This window comes from Streptomyces hiroshimensis (genome assembly GCF_014650335.1).
Classification (GTDB): Bacteria; Actinomycetota; Actinomycetes; order Streptomycetales; family Streptomycetaceae; genus Streptomyces; species Streptomyces hiroshimensis.
In genome coordinates this window covers 15172-33553 of the sequence record NZ_BMUT01000025.1, presented here as the reverse complement: position 1 = coordinate 33553, position 18382 = coordinate 15172, and the positions used below count along the sequence as shown (strand labels likewise).

Annotated in this window: 13 protein-coding genes and 2 pseudogenes; 12 read left to right on the top strand and 3 right to left on the bottom strand. The window is 70.8% G+C overall.

Annotated elements, in window-relative coordinates:
- The first annotated feature begins 438 nt into the window (after positions 1-438).
- A complete protein-coding gene (locus IE241_RS33300) occupies positions 439-1383 on the top strand; it encodes an alpha/beta hydrolase (RefSeq protein ID WP_229900205.1) in 945 nt (314 codons plus the stop codon).
- A gap of 226 nt (positions 1384-1609) precedes the next feature.
- A pseudogene (locus tag IE241_RS33295) lies at positions 1610-1876 on the top strand (MobF family relaxase); the annotation flags it as partial.
- Between the two features lie 119 nt (positions 1877-1995).
- Here the strand turns inward: IE241_RS33295 and IE241_RS33290 are convergent.
- Complete coding sequence (locus IE241_RS33290) at positions 1996-2940, bottom strand: LysR family transcriptional regulator (protein ID WP_190025611.1); 945 nt, start codon at positions 2938-2940, stop codon at positions 1996-1998.
- Positions 2941-3056: 116 nt separating this feature from the next.
- Between IE241_RS33290 and IE241_RS33285 the strand changes: the two genes are divergently transcribed.
- The 3 genes from IE241_RS33285 to IE241_RS33275 all read left to right on the top strand — a co-directional run bounded on the left by IE241_RS33285 (position 3057) and on the right by IE241_RS33275 (position 5294).
- Entirely contained in the window at positions 3057-3869 is an 813-nt protein-coding gene (locus tag IE241_RS33285; RefSeq protein WP_190025610.1) for an inositol monophosphatase family protein, read from the top strand.
- Entirely contained in the window at positions 3866-4564 is a 699-nt protein-coding gene (locus tag IE241_RS33280) for an NADPH-dependent F420 reductase (RefSeq protein ID WP_268254445.1), read from the top strand. The genes IE241_RS33285 and IE241_RS33280 overlap by 4 nt, the downstream gene beginning before the upstream one ends.
- 181 nt (positions 4565-4745) lie before the next feature.
- Positions 4746-5294, top strand: a complete 549-nt coding sequence (locus tag IE241_RS33275; RefSeq protein ID WP_229900203.1) for a DUF885 family protein — start codon at positions 4746-4748, stop codon at positions 5292-5294.
- A 662-nt stretch (positions 5295-5956) separates the two neighbouring features.
- Here the strand turns inward: IE241_RS33275 and IE241_RS33270 are convergent.
- Positions 5957-6430, bottom strand: a complete 474-nt coding sequence (locus tag IE241_RS33270) for a winged helix-turn-helix transcriptional regulator (protein WP_190025608.1) — start codon at positions 6428-6430, stop codon at positions 5957-5959.
- Between the two features lie 87 nt (positions 6431-6517).
- Here IE241_RS33270 and IE241_RS33265 point away from each other — a divergent pair, with 87 nt between their 5' ends.
- The 7 genes from IE241_RS33265 to IE241_RS33235 all read left to right on the top strand — a co-directional run bounded on the left by IE241_RS33265 (position 6518) and on the right by IE241_RS33235 (position 18003).
- On the top strand, positions 6518-7738 hold the full coding sequence (locus tag IE241_RS33265) for an MFS transporter (protein WP_190025607.1): 1221 nt from the start codon (positions 6518-6520) through the stop codon (positions 7736-7738).
- A 2250-nt stretch (positions 7739-9988) separates the two neighbouring features.
- Positions 9989-10375 (top strand): hypothetical protein, encoded by a 387-nt coding sequence (locus IE241_RS34540; RefSeq protein WP_229900201.1) that lies wholly within the window; start codon positions 9989-9991, stop codon positions 10373-10375.
- A 333-nt stretch (positions 10376-10708) separates the two neighbouring features.
- Positions 10709-11434: an outer membrane protein assembly factor BamB family protein gene (locus IE241_RS33255; RefSeq protein ID WP_190025605.1), complete on the top strand. Its 726-nt coding sequence runs from the start codon at positions 10709-10711 to the stop codon at positions 11432-11434.
- A 558-nt stretch (positions 11435-11992) separates the two neighbouring features.
- Positions 11993-13309, top strand: a complete 1317-nt coding sequence (locus IE241_RS33250) for an outer membrane protein assembly factor BamB family protein (RefSeq protein ID WP_190025604.1) — start codon at positions 11993-11995, stop codon at positions 13307-13309.
- Positions 13310-13762: 453 nt separating this feature from the next.
- On the top strand, positions 13763-15952 hold the full coding sequence (gene tap, locus IE241_RS33245) for a telomere-associated protein Tap (RefSeq protein WP_190025603.1): 2190 nt from the start codon (positions 13763-13765) through the stop codon (positions 15950-15952).
- Positions 15953-15955: 3 nt separating this feature from the next.
- Positions 15956-16510 carry a telomere-protecting terminal protein Tpg gene (gene tpg, locus IE241_RS33240; RefSeq protein ID WP_190025602.1) on the top strand — a complete coding sequence of 185 codons (555 nt, stop codon included), beginning with the start codon at positions 15956-15958 and terminating at the stop codon, positions 16508-16510.
- A 1067-nt stretch (positions 16511-17577) separates the two neighbouring features.
- Positions 17578-18003 carry a hypothetical protein gene (locus tag IE241_RS33235; protein WP_190025601.1) on the top strand — a complete coding sequence of 142 codons (426 nt, stop codon included), beginning with the start codon at positions 17578-17580 and terminating at the stop codon, positions 18001-18003.
- A 37-nt stretch (positions 18004-18040) separates the two neighbouring features.
- Here the strand turns inward: IE241_RS33235 and IE241_RS33230 are convergent.
- Positions 18041-18261, bottom strand: a pseudogene (locus IE241_RS33230) (transposase); the annotation flags it as partial.
- Between the last annotated feature and the right edge of the window lie 121 nt (positions 18262-18382).

The window sequence follows — 18382 nt, the reverse complement described above, 5'->3', positions numbered from 1 at the left end:
TCGGGGCGCGTGACACAACCGTTAAAGACACCCCCTATTCCGGTCCCCCGAACGCGCCACGCACTCGCCGTGCACGCCGGGCGCGCCCCCCTGCACAACCCCTCCCCTGCTCTGGTCAACCGCGCACTACGGGCGCAGTGTTGCTTATCGCCCGGCGGGCCCACATGCGCGGGAGTGTTCCTCCCGATGGGTGCTGGAGCCCTCGGGATGGTAGGGGGGCAGACTTGTGGCCCGCATGTCTCTGTCTTCGGCTCAGGTCGGCAGACCTTGGCCGGCGTACTACGGAATATGGAGGCACGCGTGACCAGATTTAGAAACCATGTGCGAGTGTGGTGTGCTCTCGGGCTGTCTGCGCTGCTGGCGGTGTGTGTGCCCAGCGGGGCAGCGCAGGCAGCGTCGGCCTCATGCCAGGGCGCCGACATCCCCGTCACCGGTGTCGTGTCGGCGACGATGTACGGCACCCTGTGCGTGCCCGAGGGTGGTACGGCCGACACGGCGATGGTGCTGGTGCCCGGCGCGACGTACAACCACACCTACTGGGACTTCCCGTACCAACCCCAGACGTACAACTTCCGCCAGGCCATGAACGGTGCCGGCTATGCCACCTTCGTCGTGGACCGGCTTGGAACCGGCGCAAGCTCACGCCCGCCCAGCGCCCTGGTCACCGCGTCCATCCAAGCCGGGGCCGTGCACCAGGTGATCCAGGCCCTGCGCGGCGGCCGGATCGGCGGCAAGGCCGTCCGCAAGGTCATCCTCGGCGGCCATTCGCTCGGCTCGCTGATCAGCGTCATCGAAGCGGGCACCTACAACGACGCGGACGCCGTGGTGCTCACAGGCATCACCCACCGGATCGTCGCCCAGAAGGTCGTGGACATCTTCACCTCGTCCTTCTACCCTGCGGCTCTGGACCCGGCATTCGCTGGAAAATCCTACGACCCGGGATACCTGACCACGAGGCCCGACACCCGGGGCACCGACTTCTACGCCCCCGCGACCACCGACCCGGCGGTGCTCGCCACAGATGAGGCCACCAAGGACGTGTTCAGCCCGGTCGAGGCGGCCGACGGTCTCGGCGTGGCCGGACTCCTGCCGTACTCCCGTCAGATCCAGCACCCGGTCCTGCTCGCCGTCGGCGACCAGGACCGATTCTTCTGCGACTCCCTGGGCGGCAACTGTGCCAGCGCGGCGGCACTCAAGGCCCAGGAGGGTCCGTACTTCGGATCTGCGGCCTGCCTGCACACGTACGTCCAGCCCGGGGCGGGCCACGACCTGAATCTGGCTACCAATACCGTCCCGTACCAGCGGGCGGTAGGGGACTGGGCCGACACGTTCGTCGGAGCGGGGCCCGAACCGGTCACGCCGCCCGCCAAGGCCTGTGGCTGAGGGTGTCTTTAACGACGCGGTCCGTAAGGGGGCAAGCGAGCCCTGCCGCAGCTCATCGGGCTGTGGCAGGGCTCGCTGCGATGGGGCTCAGGCCGTCGCAGCCGACTGGCGCCGGTCAGGCGTACGCCGAGGTCGGTCATGCCGGTGCTCCGTATCGGGCGCAGACCATCTTGGCCTGTGCCCGGCTGCTGGTCACGCCCACTCCACGCCCACTCCACGCCCAGTGATCGGTGTGTTCGGCGCCGGCACCGTCTACCGGCTGGCGGAACGGGCGCGGGCTGCGGCCGCGGCGGTGTGGGCCTGGGTGCGGCCGGTGGTCGACGTCGCCCTGGCCGCCGTCGACACCGTCGCCGTGGTGTACGTGATGCGCGGCGCGTTCAAGCGCCACCACCTGCTCGCCGAAGCCCGCCGCCACCTCGCCCACACCCTGCATGGCTGGCCCCACCAGCCCGGCCTGGATGAACAAATCGTGCTGGTTGTGTACGCGACTTACGACGTCGTTTCGACGTGAGATGGGGAGTCGCATGCTCGCACGAATAGGTGATGTTCGCGAGAGCGGTAAGTCGGTTGTCGTAGGCCTTTCCCCGGGCGTAGCCGTCACGGGCGTATCTGTCACTGCCCGGTCTGGTTGGTGAGGGGCTGTTGAGAGGCGGTTGGTGGTGTGAATAGTGCCTGGATGGTTTGGGTGGCCAGGTCTTGCAGCCAGGTGTGGGCGCGGTCGTTGTCGTGGCGCTGGTGCCACAGCAGGTACAGGGGGACGTCGGGCAGCGGGAGTGGCGGCGGCAGTGTGGCCAGGCCGAGTTGTTCCCGGGCTGTGCGGGTGACCGCGTCGGGGAGGGTGACGACCAGGTCGGTGTCGAGGGCGAGTTGCAGGGCGAAGGCGGCGGTGGGCCCGGCGGCGATGACGCGTCGTTCGAGGCCGCGTGTGGTCAGGGCGTCGTCGATCGGGTCGCGCAGGTTTCCGCGCCGCGAGACGGTGAGGTGTTCGGCGGCTGCGTAGCGCTCGAGGCTCAGAGGTCCTTCGGTGAGCGGGTGGCCTGGGCGGACGGTGACGATCAGCCGGTCCCTGCCGACGAGGCGGTGGCGGATGTCGGGGAGCGTCGGAGGGCTGGAGCTTGATTCGAGGTCGACCTCACCCCGGCGCAGTTCGGCGTCGTCCGTCCCGGGTTCGGCGGACAGGCGGAGCCGGACGCCGGGGGCCTGATGGTGGACGGCCGTGGTCAGGGCGGTGCCGCAGGCTGCGGTCAGAGCGTCGTGCCAGCGCACGGTGAACACCCGGTCCAGAGCTGCCAGGTCGAGTTCTTGCTGCGCGGAGAGCAGCTGGTGGGCCTGCTGCACGAGGGCGTGGACCTGGGAACGCATGGCCAGCGCGCGGGTGGTGGGGACCATGCTGCGGCCGGTGCGGACCAGGATCTGGTCACCGGTGACCTTACGGATGCGGCCCAGGGAGCGGCTCATCGCCGGTGAGGTGACGTGGAGACGTGCTGCAGCGCCGGCGACACTGCCCTCTTCCAGCAGGGCGTCCAGGGCGGTGAGCAGGTTCAGATCCAGTTGCATGAGAGTAACTCTACAAGTGACAAGCATGCACTTGTTGTTAATGGTCAGAGGGCCCTACCTTCGAAGTGCGGGGGTGAGACAACCGCCCCGCTTCGACCGATCCCAGGGAGCCCACCATGAGCGCAGCCATGCCTTTCGACGCCGGCGCGACGATCCTGTCCGACGTGACCGCTGCGGTGAAGGCCGCTGGCGTCACGCTGCGCGACCGCTGCACCTCGCACGCCCGGGGCGTGAGTCTGGACGAGGTCGTCGGCGAGATCCACGCCAACGACGACGCGGTGCTGGACGTGCTGCGGGAACCGCTGCTGCGGGCCTGGCAAGGGTCGCAGTGGGCCCAGGACGAGCTGGCCGGCGGCGCGCTCCCGCCCGGGGAGTGGTGGGTCGTCGACCCTGCCGAGGGCAACATCAACCACGTCCACGGCATGGAGGACTGGGCTGTCACCGCCACCCTGGTCCGCGACAACCGGCCGGTACTCACCGTCGTCCATCTGCCGCTGACCGGCGACACCTACACCGCCGTCGCCGGCGGCGGTGCCCGACTCAACGACAGACCCCTGAAGGTGTCCGCCAAGACCGACCTGGGCGCCGCGCTCATCGGCACCGGCCAGGCCAAGCCCGGCGAGGATGAGCGCACCTTCCGGCGGATCGGTGACTCCGTCACCGCCATGCTCGTCAACGGCCTGGTCGTGCGTGTGTCCGTTCCCGCCACGATGCAACTCATCCACGTCGCCGCCGGACGCATGGACGCGTTCTGGCAGTTCTCCGACGTCCGCTCCGGCCTGGTCGCCGGCGCCCTGCTGGTCTCCGAGGCCGGAGGCACCGTCACCGACCTGACGGGCGAACCCTGGAACACCGGCAGCCGCGACTTCCTGGCCGCCGCCCCCGGCATCCACGGCGCCGCCCTCAAGGTCCTCTCGCCGATCGCCTGACCGGACGTCTCCGCTCTTCTCCACCCCCATACCGCAAGGAGCATCACCGCATGACCAACATCGGCATCCTGGGCGCCGGCCGCGTCGGCACCAACCTCGCCGGCAAGCTCTCCGCAGCCGGACACCATGTCATCATCGGTGGCCGCAGCCCCGAAGACACCGCAGCCCGCACCATTGGGCTCGCCCCGCGGATCGCCTTCGCCGACCAGCGCACCACCGCCCGCACCACGGACATCGTGATCAACGCGACGCCCGGCGACAGCTCCCTGGAGCGCCTCACCGACCTGCGCACCGAGCTCTACGGAAAGATCCTCATCGATGTCTCCAACGCAACCTTCGACGCCGCTGACGGCTTGCCCGGCGACCTGTGCTATCCCGGCAGCAGCCTCGCCGAGAAGCTCCAGGCCGCGCTCCCCGACACCCGCGTGGTCAAGACCCTCAACACCATGCTGTTCATGGTCATGACCGCTCCCGAAACCCTGGCCACCCCACCGACCGCCTATCTCTCGGGCGACGACGAACACGCGAAGAGGACCGTCACCGGCCTGCTCGGCGACCTGGGCTGGCAGCCCGAACGGATCGAGGACCTCGGTGACATCACCACAGCCCGCGCCACCGAGGCCATGATCCTGCTCGTGCCCCACATCCTGCGCCGGCACGGCTTCAAGCCCTTCGCCGTCTCCCTCGCCCGCTGACCCACCAAGACCGGGTTCGGACCAAACCCAGGTATCGGGCTCGTGCGAGGCGGCTGGGTGCTGGGTGCTGGCAGGGACAACGCCCGCTGGGTTGCAAGTGACGCCCGAACTCATCGATATTGATCACGCTTACTACACGGGAGGCGACTTCCGAAGTCGTCGACAAACGACTCCCATTCCCGTGTACAGAGCCAACCTGCAGCTGGGCGTGACGACCCTCAACACCACCACTCTCAACCGCTTCCAGCGCCTGGCGTGCGAATTGCACCCCGGGCACAGCGAAGGATGGGGCCTGTACGCCGAGCGGCTGATGGACGAACTGGGTTATCTCGCCGACCCGGCGCACCGGCTGGGCATGCTGGCCGGCGGGCAGCAGCTGCGCGCCGCACGCATCGTGCTCGACATCGGCCTGCATCTGCAGCTGCCCATTCCCGCGGGCACCGGCTTCCACGAGGGGCAGCGGTGGACCCCGGACCTGGGCCGCGCGTTCCTCACCCGGTACTGCGGGCTGGCCCCGGCTTTCGCCGGCTTCGAGATCGACCGGTACCTGGGGCGCCCCGGGCAGGCCCTGGCCTACAAGCTGGGGGAGAGGGTGTGGCTTGAGGCACGCGAGGAGGCCCGCCGCCGCGACGGCGCCGCCTTCGACCTCAAGCAGTTCCACCGCCGCGCCCTGGACCTGGGCCCGATGGGCCTGGACCTGCTGCGCGCCGAACTGGCCCGCACCGGCTGACCCGTCAGGCCGGGTAGCGCGGCCTGACCCGCAGGGCCTGACCCGCAGGGCCTGACCCGCAGGGCCGGCTGCGCGTGAGGCCGGCGGCGCGCCGGGCAGCGCGGCCGGGTGCAGCGGGGACGGGGCCGGGACCGGGGGCGCTGGTGCGGGCCCCGGTCCTCCGGGTGCGGCCGGCCCCGATCCGGGTGCGGCGAGAGAGTCCGGTGTGGCAGGAGAGCCCGCCGGTCAGGGCCGCAGCCCCCGGGAGCGACGTCGCCGGCCGTGGCCCCCGGCCCCGGCCCCTGCCCCTGCTCCGCGACGCCACCAACCCCTCCCGGCAGCCGTAGGCGTAGCCGTAGCCGTGGCCGCGTCCGGACCCGTAGCGGTCTGCGGGGCTCATGGAAGCCCCCGCCCGGCACTCCGGCACTCAGGGCCGGCGCCGGCCCGGTCGCGCGGCGCCGGCGCGTCGTCATTTCACGAGCAACAACACGTCAGCAGCGGCCCTCGCACGGGGGCAGCGCACCGTCTCCCCGGGCCCTGCCGGACGCATACGGTGCGCCTTTCCACGCCGGGGCCTGCTTTCTACCGGGTCTCTACCGGCTTCTACCGGGGTTTCTGTCAGGCCTTCTGCACGTGCTACCGGGTCAGGCCTTCTGTACGTGCTTCCAGGCCTTCTGCAGGTGCTATTGGGCCTTTTGCACGTGGGTGGTGGCGGCGCCGAGGAGGGTGCCGTCGGCGCCGGCGGGGGTGATGTGCGGTACGGGGGTGCCGTGCTGGTCGACGAGGGTGGAGTGACTCTCGCCGGGGGTGAAGGCGTGGCGTTCTCCCCATTGCCGCAGGGTGAGGATGACGGGGAAGAGGTCGTGGCCGGCGTCGGTGAGCACGTATTCCTGGCGGCGGCCCGAGGGTGCGGTGCGCTGGGCGAGGAGTCCGTGAGCGGTGAGTTTGCGGAGTCGGTCGGTGAGGATGTTGCGGGCGATGCCGGTGCGTCGCTGGAACTCGGTGAACGACCGTGCCCCGTCCATCGCGTCGCGGATGACGAGAAGGCTCCACCTGTCGCCGACGAGGTCGAGTGTGCGGGCGACGGGGCAGTGGGGGTCGGTCCACTCGGGGTCGGCCGAGCCGGGGTCCGGGGCGCGCGTGATGGTGCGCGGCATGACACCTCCCGATGAGTTGCGGATTGAAACCATCATGCCGTACGGTCAAAGTGGTTGCAATTTGCTACTGATTGGGGTGGGAGTGCGATGGACGCGTGGCGGCGGTTACTGCTCGCGGTGGTCTGCGGTGTGGCTGTGGCGAGTATTTATGCCGCGCAGCCGGTTCTGGAGCCGATGGGGCGCGATCTGGGTCTGTCGGCGGACCTGTCCGGGTGGATCGTCGCGACCAGTCAGTTCGGTTATCTGGCGGGGCTGTTGCTGCTGGTGCCGCTCGGTGATGTGGCCGACCGGCGCCGGCTCATCGCCGTCCACCTGGTGATCACTGCGGTGGGCATGGTCCTGACGGCTGCGGCGTCGGCCGCGTGGATGGCGTTCGCGGGGCTCGCGGTGGCCGGGCTGTTCGCGGTCGTGGTGCAGACCGTGGTGGCCTACGCGGCGTCGGTCTCGCCGCCTGCCGAACGCGGGCGCAACATCGGTGTGGTGACCTCGGGCGTGGTGGTGGGCATCCTGGGCGCGCGGGTCGTCACCGGCACTCTCGCCGACGTGTGGGGCTGGCGGAGCATCTATGCCGTGCTCGCGGTGCTCTCCCTCGCGCTCGCGGCCCTGGTCCTGGCCGTGCTGCCGCCGGAGGAGCGCCCGCAGCGGCCTGCGGCGTACCGGCAGGCCGTGGCCTCGCTCGGCGGGCTGTTCGGGCAGCGCACGTTCCTGACGCGCGGGCTTATCGCGTTCTTCCTGTTCGCCTCGTTCGGAACGCTGTGGAGCGGGCTGTCCCTGCCGCTGGCGGACACGCCGTGGAACCTGAGCGAGAGTCAGATCGGGCTGTTCGGCATCGTGGGGCTCGCCGGTGCGCTCGGCGCGGCCCGTGCGGGCCGGTGGGCGGATGCGGGGCGGGCGGTCCCGGTCTCCGGTCTCGCGCTCGTCCTGCTCATCCTCTCGTGGGCGGCGATCGCGCAGCTGACGTGGTCGCTATGGCTCCTGGTCGCCGGGATCGTGGTTCTCGACTTCGCGGTCCAGGCCGTGCACGTGAGCAGCCAGCACCTGCTCACCGCCGCGTACCCGGACCGCACCAGCAGCGTCATCGGCAGCTACATGGCCTTCTACTCGCTCGGCTCCGCCCTCGGCGCGGCCGCAACCACCGCCGTCTTCACCGCCCACGGCTGGGCGGCCTCCAGCCTCCTGGGAGCCGGCTTCGCGGCCTGCGCCCTGGCCGTCTGGGCAACCGGCAGGCGACGCCCCCTGCAGAGCACGGACCTCCGCCCCGGGACGGCAGGCACGCACCAGGCCCGGGAGGAAACACAAGTGCTGTGAACGCCTGTGAGCGCCCGGATCCACGCGGCTGCCGCCCGGTAAAAGCCGGCCCGGGATCCCCGAAGGCCCGTCGCCTACGGTCACCGTCCGGCGTGACGCACCGGAACAGGCAAGGCACGGGCCCGGCCCGGCCGGCCGCTGCGGGAGATACAGGGCCCGCCGGCACCGGCCTCTGCTCCGGCAGGACACTGCACGGGGCGCGGCCGGCGTCTCCCCGGCCCGGCCGGCCGGCTGGTGCCGCGCCCCCTTCCCCGCCGGACGGATGACGTACCCGGTTACCTCGCCCGGCTCCCGGTGCCGTCGCGGCTCCCGGTGCCGTCGCGGCTCCCGGTGCGGGTGCAGTGGGCTCCGGCCCGGTTCCCGGTGGACCCCCGCCGCCGGGAACCGGACCGGAACCCACTGCACAACGCCCCCTGGCCCGCCCGCCGGGGCCGGGGAGCACCTGCCGCATCCGGGCGCAACCGGACCCGGAGCCAACAGGTCCTGCGGGTCCTGCGGGCCTGCCGCGCCATCACGTGCCACCGACTCACGACGTTGATCGCGACACCGCCGGGTCCGCAGCAAGGCGGCCGAGGAGCTGCGCCCGCTGCCTCCCGCTGCCCGCACCGCTCTTGAGGACGCCCTGCACACTCCCGCACAGCAATGGAACCTGCCTGTTGTGCGACACCGCGTTCCTCCTCGAGGCCGGGCACTGCCCTGGACGGCATCCACGCCCCGCCCGTGGCTGTGACCGGCACTCCCCATGACAGTGTGAGCTGCCCGCCGTATGTGACGTACCACGTGCTGCGCTACAGGCCTGCCGCGCGGCGGGTCAGCAGCCTGGCCCTCAGCCGGCAGGGCCCGGTGGCCAGGCAGGCGGACCGGCCTGGACCAGGCCACCGGCTTCTTCGGCAAGGGCCTCTCGCACGGCTTCGTTCCCGTTCCGGATACCGGTATCGAAGGCGCTGCCGCGCCCTGGCGTCTTCGAAATGAAGGAAGAGAAGGTGATCTTGCTTTCGATTGACGGGTTTCTGGTCTCGCCTTGGGCGGCCGGGTGCAACCGGCCCGGCCCGGCCCGGCCCGGCGCGGGTCCGGTGCCGGGCATGCGGGCCGGGCCCTGGCGGTAGGTGCCGCAACACGGCGCATGCCCGCCGCGGCCTGGACGAGCGTCAGGTGAAGGAACGCCGGCTCTCACGCCGGCCGGCGATGACCGCGGACACCCGGCGGGCGCTGCACAACGCCGTGGCCGCCTGGCTGAACGCCCGCACCGACCGCCTGAGCGGCACCCACGGGCTAGGCCCTGGCGCACCTCCTGGTCTGCATCGCCCCGCACGACACCCGGGCGCTCTCCGCCGTCTTGCAGAGCCTGCCGCCCGCGGCCGGCGCGTGAGCAGGACCGACTCGACCACCGGCGGCCGCTGCGGCGGACACCGCGCCACCGCACCGCGTAGAAGGAGACCAGCGTGATGTCCGTTGTCCTGTTCGGCATCGGCTTCCTGGAGACAACCGAGCCGCACCCATGCCTGTTCTGCGGCGTGCTGGTCGAACACGACTGCCGCCCCTGCGTCTGGGGCACCCGAACAGATGGGACACGGTCGCCGGTGTGCGGCGAATGCCACGAGGACCAGGTCCCCGAAGCGGTCGACCGCTACTACCGGGCCACCCTGCGCACCGCGGCTGCCGTGGCCGACAACATGCGGGCGGCAGCCGGCGACTCACAGCGAGCTCGACGCTCAGCGGCCGCAGTGGCGGGGCCGCGCTGTCACGCGTGGCCTGCCGGTGGACCAAGCGGCGCGGGAGCTGACCGCGCGGGAGGTGGAGCAGGCGCTGTTCGACCAGATGGATGCCAGACGGCAGGCAGCCGGCTGTTTCGCCGCCGTGGTCTGAACGCCGCATCCCATCAGCCGGGCCTGTTGCCGGCCGGCCACGACGCAGGTGCTGCGGTTGACGCCTGCCGCCTCTCAAAGCCGACTTATCTCCTCATCGATCAACGCAACATAAGGTATGTCCATGTCACGTGCACGCATCGCCGTAACCACCCTCACTGCAGTCCTGGGACTGGTATCCCTCACCAGCTGCTCCTCCTCGAACTCGGAAGACGATGCTGGCAAGCCCATTGCCAAACAGCTCGGCCAGGGCGAGATCACACAGGCTCTGCCAGGTCAGGGCGAGATACTCCGAGGCTGGGACCCGTACAAGGAGAAGTCGGAGCGAGAGGGGCAGTACTGCAAGAATTCAGGCCCCAAGGATGATTCCGCTCCCCAGGGCTTCGTGCGAGCCGGTGACGCCGACTACCTCTTCCAGGGCTCCACCCGCAACATGATGGAGGTGGCGATCTGCCTGTTCGACACTCCTGAGAACGCGAAGAGCGCCTACACCCAGTGGAAGGGCACCGAGAAGGACAAGGAGAAGGCCCCCACGAAGACGGTGGGGGAGGAAACCACCCTCGTCATGAACCCCGGGCTCAGCAGCAACACCGTTCATGGCTTCAGCCGCTCGGGCGTGGTCACCATCCGGGTGACGGCCGACGGGATGGCGCAGGACACGACGGGCGTCGAGGACATGCTCACCGCGACGCTCAAGCGCCTGCAGCAGGTCCAGGACGGCAAACGCGCCACGGTCACTACCGCGGACGTGGCGCCCAAGGCCGAGAAGTAACCCGCGGCATCAACGCCACGAAGCCGGCGGGCGAAGGGCTTGCTGGGAACATACAGAGGGGGAAAGTACGTGAATGCCCGACGGTTCGCCACGGCGTGGTCCGCAGCGTGTGCAGCTGGCATGCTGCTCTTGGCCACGGGATGCGGATCCGATAGCGGCGATGCCCCGCTGCCAGGATCACACAGCGGCGGCGAGAACAGCGGCGCCCCCGCATGAGAGACACGCCGCGCCTATGAGCCGCCGCAGACGTTCCGCACCTCGGGGCCGGCGCTGCCCCAGGAGGCGAGCTACGTCGAACGGGGCGGCATCTGGGGCGGTCGCATCGTCGGCACGGTGCCGGTGACCTTGCACGAGCGCCTGGCCTACGTGGCGGCCTCCGACAGCCTCCAGGCAGTCGACACAGCAACGGGCGAAGTGCTCTCGACCTTCCGGCCGCGCCACAAAGCGCTCTACACCGACAAGCATTTCGACGCCTCCACCGTCGTCGACGGCGTCATCGCCGGCAGGGTGAAGGAGACCGGCGACGAGACGCGCCTCAAGGCCCTTGACCTCAACACCGGCGAAACCCGGTGGACGGCCGAGAAAGCCGACTACAAGGCGACAGTCGCCGCGGCAGGCCCCCACCTTCTCCTCCACACCCGGCCTGGTGTGGCATTCGCCAGCCAGCCGGCCTCAAGCCTGATCGACGTCCGCACGGGCAAGGTCGCAAAGGACATCGACGGGCACTTCAGCGGCGAGTGCACCTTCGACGGCCTGGACAACACCATCTGCCACACCATTGAGGCGCCGGACAAGCGCGTCTTCGCCGTCGACGCCAAGACCGGGGACATGCGATGGCAGCTCCCGGACCCGGCCGCCAACCGGATCGCACCCGAGGTGACCTCCGTCTACAAGGGCCGCGTCTACGGCACCACCCGCGACAACGGGCCCATCGCCCTCAACTCGCGCACCGGCGCCGACATCCGTACCTCACCCGAACTGGCTCCCATCCTCGTCAACGGCTACACCGGACTGACCATCGACGAAGGCACCGTGGTGGCTCACCACGCCGCGAGCTGACGTGCTGCCCGGGCCAGCAGCCACTGCACAGGCGGAACGCCTCCCTGCGGCTTGCCCCCGGGCGCGCGGCCGCGCCCACGGCGCGCTACGACTGGTCATGGGGGCAGGGCTGCTCACCGGAGCCCTCATGGCAAAGTTTGTCGCAGCACTGGCTCGTCTCATCACCCGCTGCCGAGCAGCCCCGTGCTCGCCCGAGCCCATCGCTCCCGCCCCGGCCCCACCATCCGAAGTCCGCGTCAACCAGGCCGTTGGGCTCCAAGCCGCCAAGCCTTCTGCCTGCGGTGAGCCCGAACTCCAAGGGTTCCAGCGGCACGCGCCCCTCCCGCTACGGTCCCCAGACGGTTTTCAGCGCACAGGACAGCCGGCGCGGTGAAGATGCCTTCCGCCCCACGAGGTTCCCGGCACTGATCGTCACACCCCAAGCTTCCGCGCCCGCACCATTGCGCGCGTACGGGTCCCGCAGGCCGACCGCGGGCGAGGACAGCCGTAAGGGAGGGATCCGGTCCGCGCTGGACCCCGCTGAACCGTCCGAAACAGCCGAAGACCAAGGAACTCGAAATGGTGTTGAACCCGAACATACGGCGCCCGTCGCGGCGGGCTTTCCTTCTCGCTGCCGCCGGTGTCCTGGGTGCCGGTACCTACGCGGGGTGGGAACTCCTGTGCGATGAGGGCGTTCCCGCCCCGGCGCTGCGGAGACCACTGTGGACCTTCGAGGCCGACGATGACCTGCGCCCCGGTGTGGCTCGCGACGGCCACAGACTGATCGCCTCTACCCGGTACCCTCCCCGCCTCCTCGCGGTGGATGCCGCCAGCGGGCGCGGCGGCTGGAGAGTGCAGGTGGGTAAGGAGTACCGGGAAGGCGGCCCGATCGCCGTCGCCGGTGGCACCGTGTACCAGGTCGCCGACGACGGCGTGGTCCGGGCGCACCGGGCGGAGGACGGGCAGATGCTGTGGTCCGCGGGGCCGGTGGGTGCCGGGTCTCCGTGGACACCCGTGGTACTCGGCTCCACCGTCTGTGTCCACCTGATGGCCAGCACCGGCGACGAGGGGCCTTTCGCGCCGGGAGTCATGTGCGGCCTGGACGCTGCCACCGGGCGCGAGCGCTGGAGCGCCCCGCCCTCCCGGATCTTCACGGCCCTGCCGAAGCAGCAGCTTCTCCTGGCTCGCACCGGCGAGCTCGCCGGCGCGCAGGCTGACACACGCTCTGTCGGGGCTTTGGACCCGCGCACGGGCATGGCACGCTGGAAGGCCCCGGCCTTCGGCCAGGAGGACGCCGTCGCTCTCGCGCCGGACGGTGGCGCCGTCTACCTGCTCGACGAACAGCACCGGCTGTGTGCCTACAGCACCGAAGCCGGTGAACGCCGGTGGCGGGCGGACGCCATGGACGGAGTGATCACCGCCACGAAGGACGGAAGCACGGTGTACGTGTGTACCTACCGTGGTGAGCTCGCCGCCTTCGACGCCGCAAGCGGTGAACAGCGTTGGCGGCGGACCGTCACCAAGGACGTCTGCCGCCCCATCCCCGTCCAGCACGACGGGCGCGTCTTCCTCACCTCCGGAGAGGGACTTGGCCATGAGGGCGTTGGCGACCTATTCGGCATGGGGGGTGAGCGCGGCTACGTGCTCGCGCTGTCCGCGGACAGCGGCGAGAAGCTGTGGCGCACCGATCGCCTGCAGACCTGCTGGTCGGCCCCCTGTGCAGCCGGTGACGACGTGATCGTCGCACACGATTCAGCAATGTGGGCCTACAACGCCCGCACCGGCAAGCCGGCGTGGCGCCTGGCCACCGGCGACTCCTCCGCAGGCAGCTTCGAGGTCATATCAGGTGTCCTGTATGGCATCGCCTCCAAGACGATCCAGGCTGTCCAGCTGTGAGTCATCGCGGCTCCTCCACGGTTGATGGCCGGACAGACGCGCCGGGCCTGGACACCAGCGAGCCCGACATCGGGACGTGGGACGGACACGCCCCAGATGCAGACCGCGCCGGCACACTGAGCGTGGTCACCCCTGACGCCGCCCTGACCGGCTGCCTTGCCGGGACCATGCGTCTGCTGACGCTTCACCGTGCCGGGTGAGGCAGAGGTATCGAGCGGCTGTGTCTGTCATGTCCCGGGTCTCCGTCGCCATCCGTGATCTTGTATGTCGGGGATGGAGGCTGAGCTCTTTGTCCGTAGTTCCGCCGCGGCTGCCCAGGGGCATGTGGCCAGGCTCTGCGCGGCGCCCGCGACCGCGATACACAGTCCCCCGAAAGGGTTAATGTGGAGGTTAAATCCATCTCTCCTGGCAGGGGTAAAGGTTGGTAGTGTCCGGGGTGGAGGATGGAGAGACATGGCAACCGAGGAAGAGCTGTTCGCGTCCGTCGACGCCCTGCTGGCGCAGGAGCCGCAGCTGCCGCCCCCGGCGGAGCGGGCCCGGCTGCGCGAGGCCGCCGGTATCACCCAGGCCCGCCTTGCGCAGGCCCTGCGGTCGACGACGCAGACGGTGAAGAACTGGGAGAACGGCCGGAGCGAACCGAAGCCGCCGCGCCTGGAGGCGTATCAGCGGCTGCTGAACGGCTGGGCGGAGAAGTACCCGAAGCACGGCCCCGCCGCCCCCGCCCCGACCTCCGCCCCTGTACCTGCCCCGGCGGCGGCACCGGACCCGCAGCCGCTCCCCGGCACGTCCACCGCCCCGGCTGCGCCCGGGACGCAGACAGCGCAGACAGCACCGCAGTCTCCCGCCACCGCCACCGCCACTGCCCCCGCCACTGCCCCCGCCACTGCGCCGGAGCCGGAACGCCCTGCCACCGCCCGCCCTAAGACGTCCCGTCGTCCGGTGAGGAAGCCTGCTCCCCGGGCCGCCGGCACCGACCCGCGCTTCCCGCACGGCCCCCTCGCCGTCCTGGACGGCGACGGCACCGCCTACGGCGTGGACGGCATCGTGCTGGACTGCCCGGCGACCACCATCCCGCAGCTGGTGGAGTGGACGCTGACCGAGTCCGGTCTCGGAGCGCCACGCCTGCACCGCAACGGCCGTGACGCCGACCCGCTGATCGTCCTCACCGCGGCCGCCGCCGTGAAACTCGGGCTCCCGGAGCGCCTGGAGGGCCCCGAGCAGCGCCGCTCCCTGCGCCTGGACGACGGCCACCCCGTGGTCAGGCAGATCACGCGGGCGAAGTGGAACCTCACCCAGCGCGGGTTCGGGCCATGGGCCCGGATCTACCGCCCCGCCCAGGCCGGGCAGCGCCGGTGCGTGCAGCTCGCCGTCCTGTCCTGGGACGCCCTCGACACCCGGTCATGGCCGGGAGTCGCGCAGATGGAACCGGCAGAGATCGCCCGCGTCCTCGGCGTCTACGCGACCCGGGTCACCACCCCGCGCGGCAGCACGGCCGTCTCCGGCCTGGAGCTCATGACGGCGCTGCGCCCGCCGACCCGGGCGGTGCAGGACCGCAGCACCGGCAACTGGGTCGCAGGCCGCAACCCCGGCAGTCTCGGGACGGAGCCGGTGGATCCGGCGCCGCCGGAGGCCACCCCCGAGCACCCCGTAGTCGTCAGCAGTGGCTGGACCGGTGGCTTCCTGGACGAGGAGGCGTACCAGTGGGTGCGCACCATCGATCTGCTCTCGGATGCGGAGTGCCTGCTGCCCTTCGCGGTCGGCCTGGACCTGAACACGGCCTTCCTCGCCGCGGCCGTCCGGCTCACCGTGGGCCTGTCCGGCCCCGAGCACTTCGTGAACCCGCCGTTCAACCCCAAGATCCCCGGATCCTGGCTGGTGGACCTCTCCCGCATCGAGCTGGACCCCCGCCTGCCCAGCCCGTTCACACCGACCGGGGAACGGCCGGCGGGCCCGGCCTGGTACCAGACGCACACCGTCGCCTACGCCCAGGAGCTCGGCTGCAACGTGACGCCCCTGGAGGCGTACCTGCGGCGGGAGACCGGCGCGTACCTGGACCCCTGGCACGACCGTCTCAAGACCGCCTACGTCGACACCCTCGCCGACCTCGGCGTCACCAAGGACCTGGACGACCACGCCTTCCTCGTGGCGATGGAGCGGCACCAGCAGGCCGACCCGGGCCTGGCGGCCGTCCTCGCCGCCATCAAGGCCACGATCAAGGGCGGCGTGGGCAAGCTGCGCGAGCGCCCGCAGGGCCGGCACTACAGGGACGGCGAGCGGTGGCCGGCCCTTCAGCGCCCGACCTGGCGCCCCGACATCCGCGCCGCGGTCATCTCCAAGGCGCGGGTCAACATGCACCGCAAACTTGCCAACATGGCGAAGCTGACGGGCCTGTACCCGCTGGCCGTCCTGTCCGACTGCGTCGTCTACCCCAGCCCCGGCCGCTCGCCGCTGGACTTCCTGCCCTACAGCGCCTCCGGCAAGCCGCAGCCCGGCGCGTTCCGCCTCGGGCCGACGCCGGGACTGGCGAAGGTGGAGGGCGTGCAGGAGATGTCCTGGGCGGTCGACCTGATGGAGCAGGGCTTCAACCCCGCCCGCCACATCAAGGGCGGCGGCCACGACGCATCGCTGGACGAAGGGGAGTAAGCCATGGGGGACATCGACGAGGCCATCGACCGCGCCGACCAGGAGGCGTTCACCCGCGAGCCGCCCAAGTCCGCCCAGGCCCGCGTGAACTTCCTGATCAGGCAGCTCAAGACGACCAAGGCCGTCGCCCTGGAGCTCGGCGTCACCCAGAGATCGGTGGAGCGCTACCGCACCGGCGAGCGCAAGAACCCGCCGAAGCCCATCGCCGACCGCATGGACGCCGCCGTCCGCGCCCGCTGGCAGCCGCAGGTCCGCAAACGGCGCCGACGCCAGGCGGCCACCGCCACCGGCATCACGGTCGAGACCCGTGCACAGTTCGGCTACACCGCGCCGGTCGGCACGACCGACGACGGCCGCTTCCGCCGCCTGACCGTCCACCTCCCCCCGGCCTACGCCCGCCGCCTGTTCGACGCCAGGCAGCACGGCGCCGGCGACCAGCAGCTGCGCGACATCGTCGCCGAGGGACTGCAAGAGGTGTACTTCAAAGACGGCGGACGCCGCGCCGCGGGCCTCGAAGTCGCCTTCACGAACATCGACTATTTCGACGTCTCCTTCTGACCGGGCCCCTGTACCTGAGCACCTGACGCGTCCGCCCTGGGCCTTTGCGGGACGAGGCACGGTGGCCGGCTGCCGTCAAGGCAGGCTCGTTGTCACCAGGGCTGCAGGACTGCAGGGCGGATCCGGGAGGATGCCCGGCCCGTCACTCCTTCGCCATGCCGCGTCTCATCCAGGCCCCGAGGCCGCGCCCGGCGTCAGCAGGGCCGGCCCCCTGGGCCCGGTGTTGCGGTGGAGCCGATGCCTGCCCGGGAGAGCACGGCAATCAGCAGAGAGTGACCCCGGCCCTTCAGCTCAGCGCCACAATCCAGTGGCAGAGCCCACTGCAAGCCCAGCCCCTCACCTGCGGTGACCGTTTTGCAGGCCTCCCTGCCCCAGGGCGGCAGCGCCCGTGTGTCGGGCCCGACACCGCGGAAGGCGCCGTCGTCGGAGCCCCCGGGTCTGCCGGCCCACCGCTGCCAGAAGTCGGCAGCCGGCCCATAGCCGGCCGGAGACGTCACCAGGCTCCAGCAGCGGTAGCCGCCCGGCGCCGGCGATGGCTGGGCCGAGATCGGTGCAGCCCCGGGCGCCGGCGCGGGGCACAGCAGTGCCCGGCCCGGCCGGGAGCCTGAACAGGGTTGGCCGACAGGCTGTGTGGGTGAGCACCCCGAACCCGCCCCGCCCTGATCCCCGCCCGACGGTGACACGGACCTGCTGGTCGCCGGCTGCCCGTGCCCGTGCCCGCGCGGCCCCGGCCGCCGGCGAGACCACACCGCAGTCGTACCCGCTCGCGTGCAAAGCACCACGCTAGGCCGTGGCACGGCTGCTGCCGGGGCCCGTCGCACCCCGGCCCGAGCATGTGCTCGATCTCGGGCTGCGCCGGACGGGTGGTGCGCGTGCCGGGTGTCTTCCCCGGCACACGGCGAAGGTGGACCCTTCGGTCCAGTAGGGAAAGAAGGGGGGATAATCATACCTATCGCTGTGAAATCACCAGTCGGCGCGGGACGATTCGGTGCGATGGTGGTGGCTCTGGCGTTTCCCGTCGCGATGGCCATGTCGCCGGCGCACGCGGACGCGCCACGCACGCATTCATGGCGTCCATGAACTGTTTCGTCAACGGCCAGAGTCAACAGGGGCCGGAGATCAACGGCACCAACGGTGACGACAGCATCTCGTGCGACGTCCTTGCACCCGGCGACGCCATCCTGGAGGGCGGCGGCAAAGACACCATCAATGTCACCGAGAACGACTTCGGCATCGTCAGCGGCGGAGGGGGAGGTGACAACATCTTCGTGGTCACTCATACGGGAGGCCTGATCCAGGGCGGCGCTGGTAACGACCACATCGACGTCAGGGACAACGCCGCAGCCAGTGAAGGCACGCAGAGCCGAGTCCGCGACGGCGACGGCGACGACACCATCACCGTGATGCAGAACCATGGCCTTGTTGAAGGGGACGACGGTTTCGACACGTGCTCGGTGACCATGGGAAACCCTGCACTGTGCGAGGCGTCGTAGCCGCGGGCACCGAGGGCCGCGGCTACTCTTCCCGGGCCGTCTCGGGCACCACGACCGGCCGCGCAGCCGCGCCCTCAAGGCGTTTGTCCAGCGTCAGCAGCCGGTCGCGGGGGAGTAGCCGGGTGGGGTGAAGCGGGGGGCGTCGGGCCAGTCGGGCCGGACCGGGTGCGGGACGGCCATCCCCGCGAGCAGCAGGGCGGCGCCCACGGCCTGGGTCCCGCCCGGACACAGCAGGGCGGCGAGGACGGCCCGGGTGGCATTGCTGTCCCCTCTTCGTCCTGGGCTGTGTCTCGGGTGGGAGGGCTCGTGTTCGGCGGTGCTGCAGGGCTGCTGGTCTGCGGATCGGGTTCTGTGAGCTGTGAGGCTGTGTGCGCCTGCG